This window comes from Colwellia sp. 12G3, assembly GCF_002836775.1.
Lineage (GTDB): Bacteria > Pseudomonadota > Gammaproteobacteria > Enterobacterales > Alteromonadaceae > Colwellia.
In genome coordinates, this window is the sequence record NZ_PJAQ01000054.1 from 36,775 (window position 1) to 54,002 (window position 17,228).

Here is a 17,228-nt window from a genome sequence, read left to right on the forward strand (position 1 = left end):
TACTGCTAAAACAGTAATCGCCTTTTTTATTAATAGAGAGTTAACTTTTAGGCATTTAACTCGGAAATAAAGTAAAATAATCGTCATTCAGATTTCAACGTAATTACCTAGCCATGACTTCAATTTCTCAAAAAACGACAATCGCCGCACAAGCCACAGCACCAGGGCGTGGTGGCGTCGGTATTATTAGAGTATCAGGCCCAGAAGCCAAAAATGTTGCTCTCGCTATTTTAGGTAAACTACCCGAAGTAAGAAAAGCTGAATATCTACCCTTTTTAGATAGCACATCGACTGATAAAGCACAGGTATTAGATCAAGGTATCGCGCTCTACTTCAAAGCACCTAACTCATTTACTGGCGAAGATGTCATTGAGTTTCAGGGCCACGGTGGGCCCGTTATTTTAGATATGTTGCTTAAATCAATACTTGCGTTACCCAAAGTCATTATGGCTAAGCCTGGAGAGTTTAGTGAGCAAGCCTTTTTAAATGACAAACTCGATTTAACCCAAGCAGAAGCGATTGCTGATTTAATTAACTCAAGTTCAGAACAAGCGGCGCGCTCTGCCCTGCACTCTTTACAAGGCGACTTCTCAAAACTCGTCAATGAAATGGTCGAAAGTATTATTCACTTACGCATGTATGTAGAAGCTGCCATTGATTTTCCAGAAGAAGAAATTGATTTTCTGGCTGATAAAAAAATAGTTAATGACTTAAAAAGTATTATTAACAAAGTAGAAGATGTTCGTAAACAAGCCCAACAAGGCAGCATTATTCGTGAGGGAATGCGCGTAGTGATTGCAGGCCGCCCTAATGCGGGTAAATCAAGCTTATTAAATGCATTGAGTGGCAAACAAACCGCTATAGTTACCGATATTGCCGGTACCACCCGTGATGTGCTCGCCGAACAAATTCATATCGATGGCATGCCATTACATATTATTGATACTGCAGGATTACGAGACAGTGATGATGTAGTTGAGAAGATTGGTATTGAACGTGCTTGGCAAGAAATTAATAAAGCCGACCGCGTGTTATTAATGGTTGATGCCAGTGAAGATCACAGTATCTTAGAAGATGAACAAGACATCAAAGCTTACTACCCGGAGTTTTTTGCCAAACTACCAGAAAATATTGGTTTGACGCTTATTAGAAATAAAGCTGATGTAAATGACGCCAAAACAGGCTTTACCGAGTTTACTGATACTGATGGCACACAACACGCTATTATCACCTTGTCAGCAAAGACAGGAAAAGGCGTTAATAACCTTAAAGAGCACTTAAAAACGATTATGGGTTACCAAGGTAGTACTGAGGGTGGCTTTATGGCTAGAAGACGTCACTTAGTGGCGCTAGAGAATACTCACCAGCATTTACTTGTCGGCTTAGAACAACTTGAGTGTTACGTTGCGGGGGAAATATTGGCAGAAGAACTGCGTATTTGTCAGCAAGAATTAGATCAAATCACGGGAGAATTTACCAGTGATGATCTTTTAGGTAAGATCTTTAGCTCGTTCTGTATTGGTAAATAATTACCAATACAAGTGACTTAATTACTGCACTTATCATCTAATAAAGTGCAGTTCCTTCTAACAGACTGAACTGTTGATATATAGCCTTTTATTGCTCACATAATAACGTCTAATAGCTCTAAACTTTGGTGTTATTGACCTATTATTTATCGAGTAAATTAGTCATAACACCTATCATATATCCCGCATTATCTTATTTATAAATATCTGCTTTTGCTCTTTCATGACCAAGCTAAAAATGACCCACATCTATCGCGAGATAATATTTACTTAACTTTGTATGATAAATGCTACTTTGATCAGCCTATATAGATAGTGTAATAAGCGATAAATAAGCATTTTCACAGTAAATTCCTACTTAATAATGTGCCTATTGGAAAGTAATTACAGCTAACACTATTTAAAATGACAACAATAAACTAACTATTCAAAGTAAACTATTTTAACTATTTCTTTATCAAAACTAGGCTTAAGTAATACAATAACAGTTCTTAATTCCCCATATTTAATTAAAAAGAGACCCTCTATGAGCGCAATTCAAATCATTGTTGGCAGCATGCTTGGCGGCACCGAATATGTTGCAGAAGCCTGTGAAGAAACCCTAATTGAGCTTAATTATAAGGTGGATATCCACTTAAAACCGGATCTTAATAACGTCATCAACAACACTTTCCCTACGAATAACGAACAAAATATCGACAGTGATTTAGTCAAAAAGCCAATTTGGATCCTATGTACCTCAACACATGGTGCTGGTGACTACCCTGACAACATCAAGCAATTTGTTAGTGATCTAACTCATTGTGAACAAGATCTATCCACGGTTAGTTTTTTAACCATAGGGATCGGAGATTCTAGCTATGATACTTTCTGCAAAGCAGCGGTAGATATATCAAAACTTTTAATTTCAATGGGTTGCAAAGAATTATCAACAATTAAAACCTTTGATATGTCAGAAGATATTGATCCAGAAGATCTTGTTCAGCAGTGGATCCGAACAAATATAGATCTACTTTCGATCTAAGGTGATCACTTACCCATAAGTTATACACAGTTATTGATGTATATTTTTACCTTTGTGGATAAAACACTGAATAACCCGTTAATTTTCTATTATTATTCAGTGGATTAAAATACTTTTTAAACGTCTTGTGGATAACTAGCCATTTTGATCAAAGCTTATTCGCTGGTTGATCAACGGTTGATCACAATGTTATCATTGCCGTTAGTTACTAATAAATATAATAAAAAAGTACTTACCCACAGAAAATAACGATCATAATAAGTAATAATAACAAGATCTATCTAAAGATCTCTTTTTATATATTAAGGATCAGCCCCGATCATTTTTACGAATTTGATCGTATCCCTGAAGAGAAAAAAGCGGTAAAATACGTTCCCTAATTTTTGAGTCTTGCAAATTTTGCAATTAACTTTAAATAAAAACTTTAACTAATTTTAACCAAGCAGGATTGTTATTTTATGTGGTATCAAGAGTCTTATGACGTAATTGTTGTTGGTGGTGGTCATGCGGGAACCGAGGCCTCACTTGCTGCTGCGCGTATGGGCTGCAAAACGTTGTTGTTAACTCATAACATTGACACGCTAGGCCAAATGTCTTGTAATCCTGCCATTGGCGGTATCGGCAAAGGTCATCTCGTTAAAGAAATTGATGCACTCGGTGGTTTGATGGCAACGGCCATTGATCATAGTGCGATTCAATTTAGAACATTAAATTCAAGCAAAGGCCCAGCAGTTAGAGCTACTCGTGCTCAAGCTGATCGCGTTTTGTATCGAAACTATGTTCGTAACGTACTGGAAAACCAAGAAAATCTAACTATTTTTCAACAACCATGTGATGACTTGATCCTTGAAAACGATCGCGTAGTTGGTGTGTCGACGCAAATGGGTCTTAAATTTAAAGGTAAAACAGTCGTGCTTACGGTTGGTACTTTCCTTTCAGGACTGATTCACATTGGTTTAAATAATTATCAAGGTGGACGAGCAGGCGATCCAGCGAGTATAAATCTAGCAGCAAAAATGCGAGATATGCCGTTTAGAATGGATCGTTTAAAAACAGGTACTCCACCAAGGCTTGATGCAAGATCATTAGATTTTTCTGTTATGGAAGAGCAAGCGGGTGATACTCCTCGTCCTGTGTTTTCTTTCATGGGATCCCAAGCGGATCATCCTGAACAAATATCTTGTTTTATCACGCATACTAACGAACAAACTCACCAGCATATTCGTGATGGTTTAGATCGATCTCCAATGTATACTGGCGTAATTGAAGGTGTTGGCCCTAGATACTGTCCATCAATTGAAGATAAGATCACCCGCTTTGCAGATAAAACATCACATCAAATATTTGTTGAACCTGAAGGCTTAACGACTCATGAAGTATACCCAAATGGTATTTCAACGAGTTTACCTTTTGATGTACAAATGAACTTAGTACGTTCAATTAAAGGCTTTGAAAACGCTTTTATTACCCGTCCAGGTTATGCCATTGAATATGACTATTTCGATCCTCGTGATTTAAAACAAAGTTTAGAAAGTAAATTTGTTCAGAACTTATATTTTGCTGGTCAAATTAATGGTACTACCGGTTATGAAGAAGCTGGTGCTCAAGGGCTTATCGCTGGAACTAATGCTGCTAACAGAGTTAAAGAGCGTGATGAGTTTATTCTCGGTCGCGATCAGGCTTACATGGGTGTGTTAATAGATGATTTAGCAACACTCGGCACTAAAGAACCTTACCGTATGTTTACTTCACGTGCAGAATACCGCTTATTACTTCGTGAAGATAACGCTGATATACGCTTAACTGAGCAAGGTCGTAAAGTTGGTTTAGTTGATGATGCTCGCTGGCAACGATTTAATGAGAAGATGGAAAACGTTGAGCTTGAACGTCAACGCTTACAATCTACTTGGGTACAAAAGGATCACACAAAAATAGATCAAATAAATGCTTTGCTTAAAACGCCTATGAGCAAAGAGGCAAGCTTGGAAGACTTAATTCGTCGTCCAGAAGTAAACTATGTTGATTTAATGAAAATTGAGGGCTTAGGGCCAGCAATAGCAGATAAGCAAGCTTCTGAACAAATTGAGATTCAAACTAAATATGCAGGTTATATCGACAGACAACTTGATGAAATAGCCAAGAGAAAGCGCAATGAAGATACTTTCATACCGACAGATTTTGATTATCAGCAAATTTCAGGTCTTTCTAATGAAGTTGTTGCTAAATTAAAAGATGCTCGTCCAGAAACTATTGGTAAAGCTTCTCGAATTTCTGGTATTACTCCAGCGGCAATTTCGTTATTATTAGTCTACTTAAAAAAACACGGTCTTTTACGCAAATTAGCGTAGAAGCAATAGCTAGGGGCGGGCTGCTAATTAACTCTCAATTTAATGTTAAGTAGTGAGGCTCGTCTAAAAATAATGACATTAACACAGCAATTATCGACACTGATTAGTAAAACTGAGCTTGTCGTATCTCAAGAGCAAATAGATTTACTTATTCAATACGTTGAGTTACTCAATAAATGGAATAAAGCTTACAACCTGACTTCTGTTCGCGATCCTAGTGAAATGCTAATTAAACATATTATGGATAGTTTAATGGTGGGTGAAGTACTTATTGGTGAAAACTTTATAGATGTAGGTACTGGTCCTGGTTTACCCGGCATACCATTAGCTATTTTGTATCCGGAAAGAAATTTTGTTTTATTAGACAGTTTAGGTAAACGCATCACTTTTCTTAGACAAGTTATCTTTCAATTAAAACTTGCTAATGTCACACCAGTGAAAGCGAGAGTTGAAGATTACCAAGGTGAGCAACCTTTTGATGGCGTATTAAGTCGTGCCTTCTCTTCCCTTAATGATATGGTAAGCTGCTGTCAGCATTTAATTACCACTGATCAAGGACGATTTTTTGCACTTAAAGGGCGATATCCTCAGGACGAAATCTCACAATTACCTGAAAATATTACTTTAGTTGATAGTCACGAGATTATCGTGCCTGAACTGGTTGGTGAACGCCATGTTATAGTGCTGAAGAAGTTGCACTAGAAATACAATAAATATAGAGGCGCTTGTGGGAAAAATAATAGCAATTGCAAACCAAAAAGGTGGCGTGGGTAAAACCACTACCGCGGTTAATTTAGCTGCCTCGTTGGCGGCGACAAAACGCAAAGTTTTATTAGTTGATTTAGATCCACAAGGCAATGCAACAATGGCTAGTGGTGTTGATAAATACCAAGTTCATGCGACCTGTTATGAATTATTAGTTGAAGAGCAAAGTGTTGAAGATGTTGTCATCAAAGAAACATCAGGTCTTTATCATTTAATTTCTGCCAACACCGATGTAACAGCAGCAGAAATCAAGCTAATGGAAGTATATGCGCGTGAACAGCGTTTAAAAAACGCTTTAGCGCCGGTAAAAGACTTTTATGACTTCATCATCATTGATTGTCCACCATCGTTGAATATGCTTACCGTTAACGCAATGACTGCAGCTGATTCCGTTCTAGTGCCAATGCAATGTGAATACTATGCATTGGAAGGCTTAACAGCGTTAATGGATACAATTACTAAGTTAACGTCAGTGGTGAATGATAAATTACATATTGAAGGCATACTTCGTACTATGTATGATCCTCGAAATCGCTTAGCTAATGATGTATCTGAGCAATTAAAACGACATTTTGGTGATAAAGTTTATCGCAGTGTAATCCCTCGAAATGTTCGTTTAGCTGAAGCGCCAAGTTTTGGTACGCCAGCGATGTATTACGATAAATCTTCAACAGGTGCTAAAGCTTACTTAGCGCTTGCTGGTGAAGTATTACGTAAAAATGATTCGGCTAAAAAAGCCAAGCAAGCTACGGCCAATGTTGCCAGCTAGCGCAAAGGAAAATTATGAGTACAGCAAAACGTAAAGGCGCTAGTCGCTTAGGTCGTGGTCTTGATGCCTTATTATCACCAGCGATTTCTGGTGCTGAAACCCAAGCGAATACGACTGAAGCAAGCAATAGTGTAAAAGCGACAGAAAATGAACTATTAAAGCTGCCAATTGCAAAGCTTATACCGGGTAAATATCAACCTCGCCGCGGTATGTCAGATGCAGGTCTTGAAGAGTTGTCTTTATCTATTCAATCACAAGGTATCATTCAACCAATTGTAGTTCGTTTAGTTGAAGGTGATCAGTATGAAATTATTGCCGGTGAACGTCGATGGCGTGCTGCTAAATTAGCACAGCTAGATATTGTTCCTTGTTTAGTTAAAAACGTACCTGATGAGTCAGCAGTAGCGATTGCGTTAATTGAGAATATTCAACGCGAAGATCTTAATGCGATGGAAGAAGCGGTTGCGTTAGAGCGCTTATTAACAGAATTTGATTTAACGCATCAAGAAGTAGCTACAGCTGTAGGTAAATCTCGTACTACGGTGACTAACTTATTACGTTTAAATAACTTAAACGAAGAAGTAAAAACCTTGTTAGAAAATGGTGATATAGAAATGGGCCATGCTCGTGCTTTATTAGCATTAGAAGGTGATATACAAACCTCAGCCGCACAAACTGTCGCCTCTAAAGAGTTAACGGTAAGAGATACTGAGGCGTTAATTAAAAATATTCAAAATCCTGTTGCTGATAAAGAACAAGTCGAAAAAGCTATTGAAACTATAGAACTAGAGCAAGGTTTAGCTGATAAAATTGGTGCTAAGGTTGCTATTATCCATAATAAAAAAGGCAAAGGTAAGCTTGTTATCTCATACGATAACTTAGCAAAACTTGAAGAGATATTAGCTAAAATTAACTAATAACTTTCTGTCTATAATACCCAAAATAAAAACCAGCTTAGTGCTGGTTTTTTGCATTTTCAAGTATTAATTGTTGTAAATGGTATTTAGAGAATAATGCAATTTTATACCTATTTAGCACTACAAAGTTAAAATTAAACGAGGTAATTGTTGTGATCGAGTATCACTATCATGGTACGGGTAGTAATAAAGTTGATGATTACACTGAATTTGCCACTCAAGCGCCCTATTATAAATCTGGCGTGTATTTATATGGTGAACATTATAATTATCCAGCTTTTACTTATATAGCCTCCTCATTAGCTTATGTGAGTGCTAGTGCTTTATTGTATAAGTGATAGTTCAGTATTTTTGACTATCAATAGTGAAACTAGTTGGAGTGATAATTTATATTCTGATTTTGGACTGTATATAAGTCATGGTGACACGATGCAATACCAAAGAAATGGTGCTGATGCTGAATATGTTTTTGGATCTGAGTTCGGAGCCTATCCATTGAGTCTTTATGCCAGTTTAAGGTATTATTTTTAGTTTTTGATTTGAGTAATTATTTAACGTAAAGTGTTAATAGTTATTATTTTCAAGGATGAAATTATGCAAGAACTCCCTCCCCTTACACTAGTAAAAACGTGGCTTGAAGTTGTTCAACAACTCGAAATCCCCATCACCATACGTGAAAAACGCAGAAAATTACTCACCTATTATTTCGGCTCTATTGAGCAAGCAAAAAGGTATGTACAAGAAAATGATGATTACCGGAAGTTAGTCTCTTAGACTTATTGATGGTCCACCCGACAGGAGTCGAACCTGTGACCTCGCCCTCCGGAGGGGCGCGCTCTATCCAGCTGAGCTACGGGTGGTTTATTGATGCTAAATATTGTTAATAATATAACCTCAATGGATACGCGGCAGATACTATAATTTATCAATATACTTGTCTAGTTAAGTTATGAAAATATCTCAGGAGTTTATAGGTGTACCTGCCGCTTTAATCTTATCTTCGCCATATTTTCAATATTTATGTACTTTAGTGGCAAAAATGCCTAAAGTTATGAATACCCTATCAAATTTTAGGTTGTATTATCAAAATGAAACCACGTATTCTCGGGTTACTTGCAAGTTTGTTCATTGTTAGTGTGTCTTTAGTTATCCCCATTTATGCGCAACAACTTGAAACTAAAACTATTAAAGCTGAACCCATGGTTCAACAAATTAGCCGTACGGGTAAATTAACGTTTAAACGAACACTAAATTTGTCCTTCAAAAGTAATGGTTATCTCGATAAACTTAATATTGATGAAGGTGATAGTTTTACTAAAGATCAGTTACTTGCACAACTTGACATCGAAGAGCTTACCGCCGAAAAAAATGCTAGCTATGCACGTTTATTACAAGCAAAACGTGAAATTAGGCGTATTAAGACACTTCTTACTAAAAAGCTAAGTTCACAACAAGCATTAGATGATGCAAAAACCTTGGTTGAAACAACACGTGCTAGTCATAAAATAGCAGAATATAACCTTTCAAAATCTCAGCTGATAGCACCCTTTGATGGTGTAGTATTAACTCGATTTACCGAGTTAGGTGAATTGCAAAACCCTAATCAACATGCCTTAAAAATAGCGGCTATAGAAAACAATTTAGTGGTTCGTGTCGCCTTAACGTCAGCTGAATTGAATTTAGTTGAATTAAATCAAAAAATAGACATTCATTTAACGTCATTTGGGCTAATCACTGGCTCAGTGAGTAAAATCCCAGCTATTGCTGATCAACAAAGTCATTTATTCACTATTGAAATATTATTAGAAAATTTGAAGGTAAATCAAGTTGTTGTTGGGCAGTTAGCGCATGTATTAACGGATGTTATTACCAATACGTTTGCCTATCGATTACCGCTTGAGGCGCTCAATAGTGTTGATAATCAAGGTAGAGCTTTAATTATGGTAGTGGATTCTGACACAACCAAGGCTGAAAGTTATCACCAGCAAGCTTTTATGATTAAGCGACTTTCAAATGAATATATCTATTTATCTGCGCAGCCAAGTGCCCTACCCTTAACTATTGTCACCAGAGGTTGGCAACATCTTGCGTTAGATAATAAGCAATTAGATGAAGCTCAGTAAAGGGAAATAGCAGGTGAAACTCCCTAGATTAGCGATAGATAATGCGCAATTCACCTTAACTATTTTTTTATTATTGGTTTTGATTGGTGTTGTGTCTTATTTAAATATGCCTCGCTCAGAAGATCCTCAGTTTGACTTGCCGGTCACCTTAATTGAGGTGGTTTACCCTGGTGCCTCACCCAGTGATATTGAAACCTTAGTGGTTGATCCGCTTGAACAAGAAATTGCTGATATCGAAAATATTAAAAAGATAGAGGCAAAAATCCATAATGGCGCGGTTAGAATTACCATAGATTTTCTTTATGGTACCGATGCGGAAGCTGCGTTTAATAAAGTAAAGCAGGCGGTATCAACCGTAAGACCTAGTTTACCTGCTGGCGTTGCTGAGTTGCTGGTATTAAAAGCAACCCCGAGTAGTGTTGCCATAATGCAGTTGGCTTTGTGGTCTGAACCGACAGACTACAAAACTATGGAATTACATGCCAAGTTACTTGAAAAAAGACTAGAAACGATAGCTAGTGTGCGCAAGGCCAGTATATGGGGATATCCGCGACAAATTGTGGCAATAGATATTAATCTACCGTTATTAAAACACTATGGCCTAGCACTGACTGATATAACTCAAGTTCTTCAAGGACGAGCATTGAATGTAACCCCTGGTTTTGTTGATGCCAGCACACGGCGCTTTAATGTTAAAGCCAGTGGCAACTTTACTCAGTTAACTGAAATACAAAACACCATTATTAGTGATAGCAATATAGTGAGCGCCAATGGCATCTTGAAAGTAAAAGATGTCGCTAAGGTCAGTTTTACCGATGCAGAGCCGAGTTATTTAGCATACTTTGATGATATACCTGCAATATTTATTACGGTAGAACAGCGTGAAAAAACCAATATATTTGTCTTAACTGAGCAAATAAACCAAGAAATTGAGCAATTTAAACAGACTTTGCCTAGTAACATCAAACTGGATAAGTTATTTCAACAAGCTGACAGTGTTAATGTCCGTGTTAATGGATTTTTTGATAACTTAACACAAGGCCTAGTCATTGTTGGTTTGATGGCCTTGTTTTTTTTAGGGATCAGAGAAGCATTAGTCGTGATCCTTGCTATTCCTATTTCATTTTTAATGGCAATAGGTTGGCTTGATTTTAGTGGTTATGGTTTACAGCAAATGTCGATCGTTGGTTTGATTATCGCATTAGGTCTATTAGTTGATAACGCCATTGTGGTGACCGAGAGTATTCATAGAGAAAAGAAAATTGGTAAAGATATAAACGATGCGGCAGCAAGTGGTACCAGTAAAGTCGCTTGGGCCATTGCCAGTGGTACTATTACCACCATGTTAGCCTTTTTACCTATGCTGATGATTCAAAGTGATACCGGTGACTTTATTCGCTCAATGCCCGTAACCGTAGTTTTAGTATTACTAGCTTCATTATTAGTGGCGTTAACGTTAACGCCACTTTTAGCAAGTAAGTTATTTGTTGTTATTGATAAAGGCAGTTCAGCTAAAGCGGCTAAAAGTTATACCCTTCAGCATTACGCCAACAAATTTGCTGAAAAGCGTTATAGCAATACTTTAAAGATGTTAATGCGTTATAAAGTAAGCGTTATTGTCGTTAGTTTACTGATGTTAGTTGCTATGTTTTCTTTGTTTGGGCAAGTAGGCGTGAGTTTATTTCCTAAAGCAGAAAAACCTATGTTACTCATTAATGTCACGACACCAGCGAACTCATCGTTAGACTATACAGATAAAGTTCTTCAGCAAGTACGTCAGCATGTTAAGCAGTATGCTTTAGTTGATAAGGTAGCGCTTAATGTTGGCAATTCAAACCCACGTATTTATTATAACGAAGTCCCAAAGCGCGGCATTATCCGTTTTGGTCAAGCATTACTGGTATTAAGAGAATATCAGTCTGATGAAGTATCCGCTTTAGTAGCAAAATTACGTGATGATTTTAGTCAATGGCAGCAGGCGGAAATAACCGTTAAAGAATTTACTCAGGGTCCGGTGACCGATCAGGTTATTGCCATTAGGCTATTAAGTGAATCACTAAGTGATTTAGAAAAAGTGGCTAATGACCTTGCGGCTAAAGTACGACAGTTACCCGGTGTTGTAAATATCGATAACCCCATTGGCATGGCAAATACTGAGTTGGCGCTAACGATTAATTACCAGCAGGCAGCATTGAGTGGTGTGAGTGTTGAGCGATTAGATAAAACCATTAGTACTATTTTATCTGGTACTACTATTGGCCAATTTAATGATATTAACGGCGAAGATTACCCTATTATTATTCGCCAAAAAAATCCCAGCATTGATAGTTTGTCAGCAATTGAACTTAGCAATAATCAAGGTGTTTCAATTCCCCTTGAACAACTCGCTACCATGGAACTACAAAAGGGCGGCAGTGACTTTTTTCATTACCAAAAGCTACGCATGGCTAAAGTATCTGCCGATGTCAAAACGGGCTATTCAGTTGGCGAAATCACTAAACAGTTGGTGAATTACCTTGAACAGTATGATTTACCTGAAGGTATGCATTTTACATTGGGTGGAGAAGAAGAATCTCGACAGAAGACTTTTGCTGGCCTAACACAAGTTATGCTTATTACGGCGATAGGAATATTTGCTGTATTGGTGCTGCAGTTCAAATCAATTTTGCAGCCCCTGATTATTTTTAGTTCCATTCCTTTTGCCATGGCAGGATCTATCATAGGCTTGTATTTAACCGGTTTATCTTTTTCTATGATGGCTTTTGTTGGCTTGATCAGCTTATTTGGTATTGTTGTTAACAATGCCATTATTTTGATTGATAGTACCAACGTTAATTTGCGGTTAGGTTTAGATAAACGCTCGGCAGTACTAAAAGCGAGTGCTGTTCGTTTTACGCCAATACTCTTAACAACCTTAACCACGATAGGTGGCTTAATTCCATTGACCTTGTTCGGCGGCAGTTTATGGCAACCTCTTGGTGTGGTACTTATTTCTGGTTTATGTGTTTCTGCGCTTTCAAGCTTTTTGTTGGTGCCAATTTTAACGGAACTCTTTACTGGTAAAGCTAATGGAAATATCGCTAGCTAAGTCGTTATCCCCCTTAAGTTAAGCCAATAAAACCAAGACATCATGATGAATTAATATATAATAATTTTAATTTCGGCCAACATATCAATATGGCAAGTTATTAATTTTTTCACTAATAATTTAAAGTGACTAATTGATGCAACAGATATAAATATTTTAGGATTTAAGTAAATGGAAGTAATTGGCACCTCAGGTTATTTTTTAGCAGCCTGTGCTTATGCAGTTTTTATTTTATTACTTTTAGCAGCACGTAATAAAACTCTCGCCGGTGCTTTAGTACTGTTAGCATCATTGCTGGTTTTTTCTTCCTCTCTTAGTGCTGCACTACAGCCAAAACAAGGATTTTCATTGCTTATCGTTATGGCAATAGAAACCTTTAAATTAGCTGTTTGGTCGCTACTTATCATCTGTACACAAGCCAATATCACCTCACTTAAAGCGCTAATTTCCCATCCCAAGGTTAAGCAATACCTGCAAGTTTGGAGTGGATTATCTGTGCTTTGTTGGGGGGCTGCGCTCTTTATGCCAGAGAGTGTGAAATTCTTATTTTCATTATTTTTGTTACTTAACTTATGGCTATTGGTCTTACTCGAGCAATTATATCGAAATGCCGATGTTAAAGTTAAATGGGCCATTTGGTCCTTAGTTATCGCGTTGGGCATGGCTACTGTTTTTGATTTTGTACTTTTTGCTCAGGCGGCCATGGTTAACCAATTAGATTTTTCGTACTGGTATGCGCGTGGTTTTATTGCTGCCATAGGTATGCCATTAATATTGGTCAGTACTCGACGTATTAAAGACTGGTCTGTGGATGTTTTTGTTTCCCGTGAAATGGTCTTTTATAGCTCAATGTTACTCATTTCTGGTTTGTATCTACTTTTATTGGCGATAGCCGGTTATGTGATTAACTATTTTGGTGGTGCTTGGGGCAATATTATAAGTGTTGCATTTATTATTTTAGGTGGCAGTGTTTTAGCGGCCTTATTAATAACGGAGCGGTTACGTAGAGAAGTTAAAGTATTTATTACTAAGCACTTTTTTGCTAATAAATATGATTATCGTGTTGAATGGTTTAAATCAATAGAACAACTCGAAATTGGTAAAAATGATAATTATTACCATACCGCAACGCATATAATTTGTTCATCGTTGAATATTGTTAAAGGGGCATTAATTAAAAAAATGCCGTCGGGCCAGTATCAATCTATTTACCAAGAAAACTTAAACCTCGCACAAAGTGACTTGAAATTTTTAGGCTCTGTTGATGAGTTTTGTCAGCAACATGGTTGGATTATTGATATTAGAGAGTTAGCTCAAGTAGAAGATAGTTACCCTGGTTTATCTTTAGATGCTTCGGTATGTGGGCAAAATAATATTGATATAATCATTCCTATTTTCATGAATAAAACTGTCTACGGATTTTTTCTATTAGCCATGCCGGCAGAGCAAGGATTACTCAACTGGGAAGATAGGGATTTACTTTTTTCTATTTCCAAGCAATTGAGTAATTATTTATCACTGAATGAAGCCAATGAGAGTTTAGCTGAATCTAAGCAATTTGATGCTTTTAACCGCATGTCAGCCTTTTTAGTTCATGACTTAAAAAATATTCAAGCACAACTGTCATTAATTAGTAGTAATGCAAAACGCCATAGAGATAACCCTGATTTTGTTGATGACGTTTTCGAAACTATAGAGGCGGCAACAGGGCGACTTGATAAAGTACTTACGCAGTTACGTAATAAACAAATGGCCGAGTCGAGTAAAAAAAGCACTGACGTAAAGGCATTAATCATGGGCATTGTTCAGCAACGCAACATACAAATGCCACAAGTTAGTGCTCAACTATCCCTTGAGAGTCTCATATTTATAGATGAAGAAACATTATCTTCAGTGTTAAATCATTTACTACAAAATGCACAAGAAGCGACAAATGATAATGGCTGGGTTAAGATAATTGCTGAAATGAGAGATCATAAACTACATATCTCTATTGTTGATAATGGTTGTGGCATGTCAGCAGATTTTATTGCTAATCGCTTATTTAAGCCCTTTGATACTACTAAGGGTAATGCTGGTATGGGTATCGGTGTTTACGAAGCAAAACAGTTCATTGAGGGCATAGAAGGGACTATGCAGGTAACGAGCAGTGAAAATGAGGGTAGTCATTTTAAAATCGTCATACCGTGTAAAGATAATTAAATAGTAGTTAAAAATAAAACAAAGGATATAGCATAGCTATGGAAAAGTTACTGATTGTTGATGATGATATTGGTGTACAAAAACAATTAAAATGGAGCTTGGCTGACTACGAAGTCGTACTTGCGGATACCCGTGAGAGCGCTATTGCGGCAGTGAGACGTCATGAACCTAAGGTTGTTACTTTAGATCTAGGCTTACCGCCTGATGCTGCCAATGCTAGTGAGGGTTTAGCGGCATTAAAGCAAATATTAGAGATTGCCCCTCATACTAAAGTTATTGTTATAACTGGCAATGATGACCGCACTAATGCGTTAAAAGCTATTGAAATGGGCGCATATGATTTTTACCAAAAACCCGTAGATGCTGATGTTATCAATGTTATTGTTTCTCGTGCTTTTACCTTAGCAACGATAGAGACAGATAACCGCAGTATGAAGTCAATTGTCGGCTGTGATACTGGTATTATCGGTAGTAGTGAAAGTATTGATAGACTTCGCCTGATGGTACAACGTATTGCTCCTACTGAGATCACCGCGCTACTTTTGGGTGAAAGTGGTACAGGTAAAGAGGTCACTGCTAAAGCTATTCATAAAGTAAGTGATCGTAGCGCGAAACCATTTGTCGCCATTAACTGTGCCTCTATTCCTGAAAATTTATTAGAGAGTGAGTTATTTGGCTTTGAAAAGGGCGCTTTTACTGGGGCTCACAAAACGACATTAGGAAAAATAGAATGTGCCCAAGGCGGCACGCTATTTTTAGATGAAATAGGTGATATGCCTTATCATTTACAAGCAAAATTATTACGATTTTTACAAGAGAAAGTAATAGAGCGCTTAGGCGGAAGAAAAGAGATACCGGTTGATGTACGTGTAATATGTGCTACCAACCAAAATCTTGAAGAAATGGTTGCGGAAAAATCCTTCCGTGAAGATCTTTTTTATCGTATTACTGAAATCACTTTAAATATACCGCCATTACGTGATCGTGATGAAGACGTGCTTATTTTAGCTAATTTCTTTTTACAGCAGTACGCCGCTGAATATAAGCGTAATGCTAAATCATTTGCGGATGATGCTTTATACGGTTTACGACACCATAAGTGGCCTGGCAACATTCGAGAGTTACAGAATAAAGTTAAATCGTCAGTTATTATGAGTACCAGTAGTCAAGTAACGGCTTTTGATTTAGGTTTCTTTGATAAAGAAAATGCAGAGTATGAGTTGTCGCTAAATTTACGTGCAGTACGTGAGCAAGCTGAAACAATAGCTATTCAAAAAGCTTATGCATTGACGGACGGAAATATGTCGAAGACGTCAGAATTGCTAGGTATCACCAGACCGACGCTTTATTCTTTGATTGAAAAATATAAAATTGGAATTAATGTTTAACGCTAAAAGACATTAAACAAAGAATGCTGATAGTTACTCACTATCAGCATTTTTACTTTGTAATTTTGCAAACTCACGATTTTTTTGCTTTAAAAGCTTATCAATGTAGCGTGTCATTTTAACTTTTTGTTGAATTGAACTTTCTAATATCTCTTCCACTTCACGTAAGACATTTTTCATGTTTTCAACATTTTCTGTCGAGTTGATAACTAAAGGTTGATGACTTTTATCACCTTCAATAGCATTACCACTCAATGAACCGGTAAGCTCTACAGACATTTCCTTAGCAACTTCATTGATGGCATTACAATCAATGTTGTTTAACTCCTCTAGAAAACCAAATAATAATAAACGGTCAACAAAGATATTTATTTTTCTCGGTACACCAAGGGTTTTTTCAAAAATAAGTTGGAAGGCTTCATCTGAAAATAAAGTCTCTTTATTACAATGGGCTTGCGCTAATCTATGATTAATATAATTTTTTACTTCGTCGACATTAAGCGGTTTTAAATGGGCTGAAGCAATAATACGCTGTCTAAACTGCTCCATATCAGGAGCCGATATAATAGCTTTTAACTCTTCTTGGCCTAATAAAAAGCTTTGAATAAGTGGTTTATTATCGAGCTGAAAATTAGAAAGCATACGCAACTCTTCTATCGTCTCGGCCGGTAGATTTTGTGCTTCATCTACCAATAATAAGGCACGTTTACCCTGCTTATTAAGATTGATCAAAAACTGTTCTATGCTTTGTAATAAATCAGCTTTACTGTTGCTAGATACTTTTATTTTAAATTCAGCAACAATAAGTTCAAGTAATTCATCAGGTGTTAATTTGGTCGTGACCAGTTGCGCGGCAACTATGTTTTCATCAGCAATATTAGCTAATAAATTACGGGCTATGGTCGTTTTACCTGTGCCAATAGGTCCAGTAATAACAATAAAGCCTTCGCCTTGATCTAATCCGTACTGTAAATAAGATAAAGCACGTTGATGGTGGCTGGTCGCAAAGAAAAAACGTGGGTCAGGGCTTAACTGAAAAGGTCGTTCACTAAAACCATAGTAACTTTCATACATG

Annotated in this window: 13 protein-coding genes and 1 tRNA gene; 12 read left to right on the forward strand and 2 right to left on the reverse strand. The window is 37.1% G+C overall.

Features of this window, described 5'->3' with window-relative positions:
• Positions 1 to 113: 113 nt before the first annotated feature.
• From mnmE to CXF71_RS12145, 8 genes are all read left to right on the forward strand, one after another.
• Complete coding sequence (gene mnmE, locus CXF71_RS12110) at positions 114 to 1,529, forward strand: tRNA uridine-5-carboxymethylaminomethyl(34) synthesis GTPase MnmE (protein WP_101233213.1); 1,416 nt, start codon at positions 114 to 116, stop codon at positions 1,527 to 1,529.
• 526 nt (positions 1,530 to 2,055) lie between these two features.
• A complete protein-coding gene (locus tag CXF71_RS12115; protein ID WP_101233214.1) occupies positions 2,056 to 2,553 on the forward strand; it encodes a flavodoxin domain-containing protein in 498 nt (165 codons plus the stop codon).
• 458 nt (positions 2,554 to 3,011) lie between these two features.
• Positions 3,012 to 4,901 carry a tRNA uridine-5-carboxymethylaminomethyl(34) synthesis enzyme MnmG gene (mnmG, locus tag CXF71_RS12120; RefSeq protein ID WP_101233215.1) on the forward strand — a complete coding sequence of 630 codons (1,890 nt, stop codon included), beginning with the start codon at positions 3,012 to 3,014 and terminating at the stop codon, positions 4,899 to 4,901.
• A 72-nt stretch (positions 4,902 to 4,973) separates the two neighbouring features.
• Entirely contained in the window at positions 4,974 to 5,603 is a 630-nt protein-coding gene (rsmG, locus tag CXF71_RS12125) for a 16S rRNA (guanine(527)-N(7))-methyltransferase RsmG (protein ID WP_101233377.1), read from the forward strand.
• A 25-nt stretch (positions 5,604 to 5,628) separates the two neighbouring features.
• Positions 5,629 to 6,435 carry a ParA family protein gene (locus tag CXF71_RS12130; protein ID WP_101233216.1) on the forward strand — a complete coding sequence of 269 codons (807 nt, stop codon included), beginning with the start codon at positions 5,629 to 5,631 and terminating at the stop codon, positions 6,433 to 6,435.
• A 14-nt stretch (positions 6,436 to 6,449) separates the two neighbouring features.
• On the forward strand, positions 6,450 to 7,352 hold the full coding sequence (locus tag CXF71_RS12135; RefSeq protein WP_101233217.1) for a ParB/RepB/Spo0J family partition protein: 903 nt from the start codon (positions 6,450 to 6,452) through the stop codon (positions 7,350 to 7,352).
• A gap of 152 nt (positions 7,353 to 7,504) precedes the next feature.
• A complete protein-coding gene (locus CXF71_RS12140) occupies positions 7,505 to 7,690 on the forward strand; it encodes a hypothetical protein (protein WP_101233218.1) in 186 nt (61 codons plus the stop codon).
• A 256-nt stretch (positions 7,691 to 7,946) separates the two neighbouring features.
• Positions 7,947 to 8,126, forward strand: coding sequence for a hypothetical protein (locus tag CXF71_RS12145; protein WP_198559879.1), 180 nt, complete (start codon positions 7,947 to 7,949; stop codon positions 8,124 to 8,126).
• Between the two features lie 9 nt (positions 8,127 to 8,135).
• Here CXF71_RS12145 and CXF71_RS12150 read toward each other — a convergent pair.
• Positions 8,136 to 8,212, reverse strand: a tRNA-Arg gene (locus CXF71_RS12150).
• A gap of 228 nt (positions 8,213 to 8,440) precedes the next feature.
• Here CXF71_RS12150 and CXF71_RS12155 point away from each other — a divergent pair.
• From CXF71_RS12155 to prsR, 4 genes are all read left to right on the forward strand, one after another.
• Positions 8,441 to 9,475 carry an efflux RND transporter periplasmic adaptor subunit gene (locus tag CXF71_RS12155; protein ID WP_101233220.1) on the forward strand — a complete coding sequence of 345 codons (1,035 nt, stop codon included), beginning with the start codon at positions 8,441 to 8,443 and terminating at the stop codon, positions 9,473 to 9,475.
• Positions 9,476 to 9,488: 13 nt separating this feature from the next.
• Positions 9,489 to 12,563 (forward strand): efflux RND transporter permease subunit, encoded by a 3,075-nt coding sequence (locus CXF71_RS12160; protein WP_101233221.1) that lies wholly within the window; start codon positions 9,489 to 9,491, stop codon positions 12,561 to 12,563.
• A gap of 171 nt (positions 12,564 to 12,734) precedes the next feature.
• A complete protein-coding gene (gene prsK / locus CXF71_RS12165) occupies positions 12,735 to 14,765 on the forward strand; it encodes an XrtA/PEP-CTERM system histidine kinase PrsK (RefSeq protein ID WP_101233222.1) in 2,031 nt (676 codons plus the stop codon).
• Between the two features lie 38 nt (positions 14,766 to 14,803).
• Complete coding sequence (gene prsR, locus CXF71_RS12170; RefSeq protein ID WP_101233223.1) at positions 14,804 to 16,153, forward strand: PEP-CTERM-box response regulator transcription factor; 1,350 nt, start codon at positions 14,804 to 14,806, stop codon at positions 16,151 to 16,153.
• A 33-nt stretch (positions 16,154 to 16,186) separates the two neighbouring features.
• Here the strand turns inward: prsR and CXF71_RS12175 are convergent, their stop codons facing one another.
• Positions 16,187 to 17,227 carry an XrtA/PEP-CTERM system-associated ATPase gene (locus CXF71_RS12175; protein ID WP_101233224.1) on the reverse strand — a complete coding sequence of 347 codons (1,041 nt, stop codon included), beginning with the start codon at positions 17,225 to 17,227 and terminating at the stop codon, positions 16,187 to 16,189.
• Position 17,228: the final 1 nt, after the last annotated feature.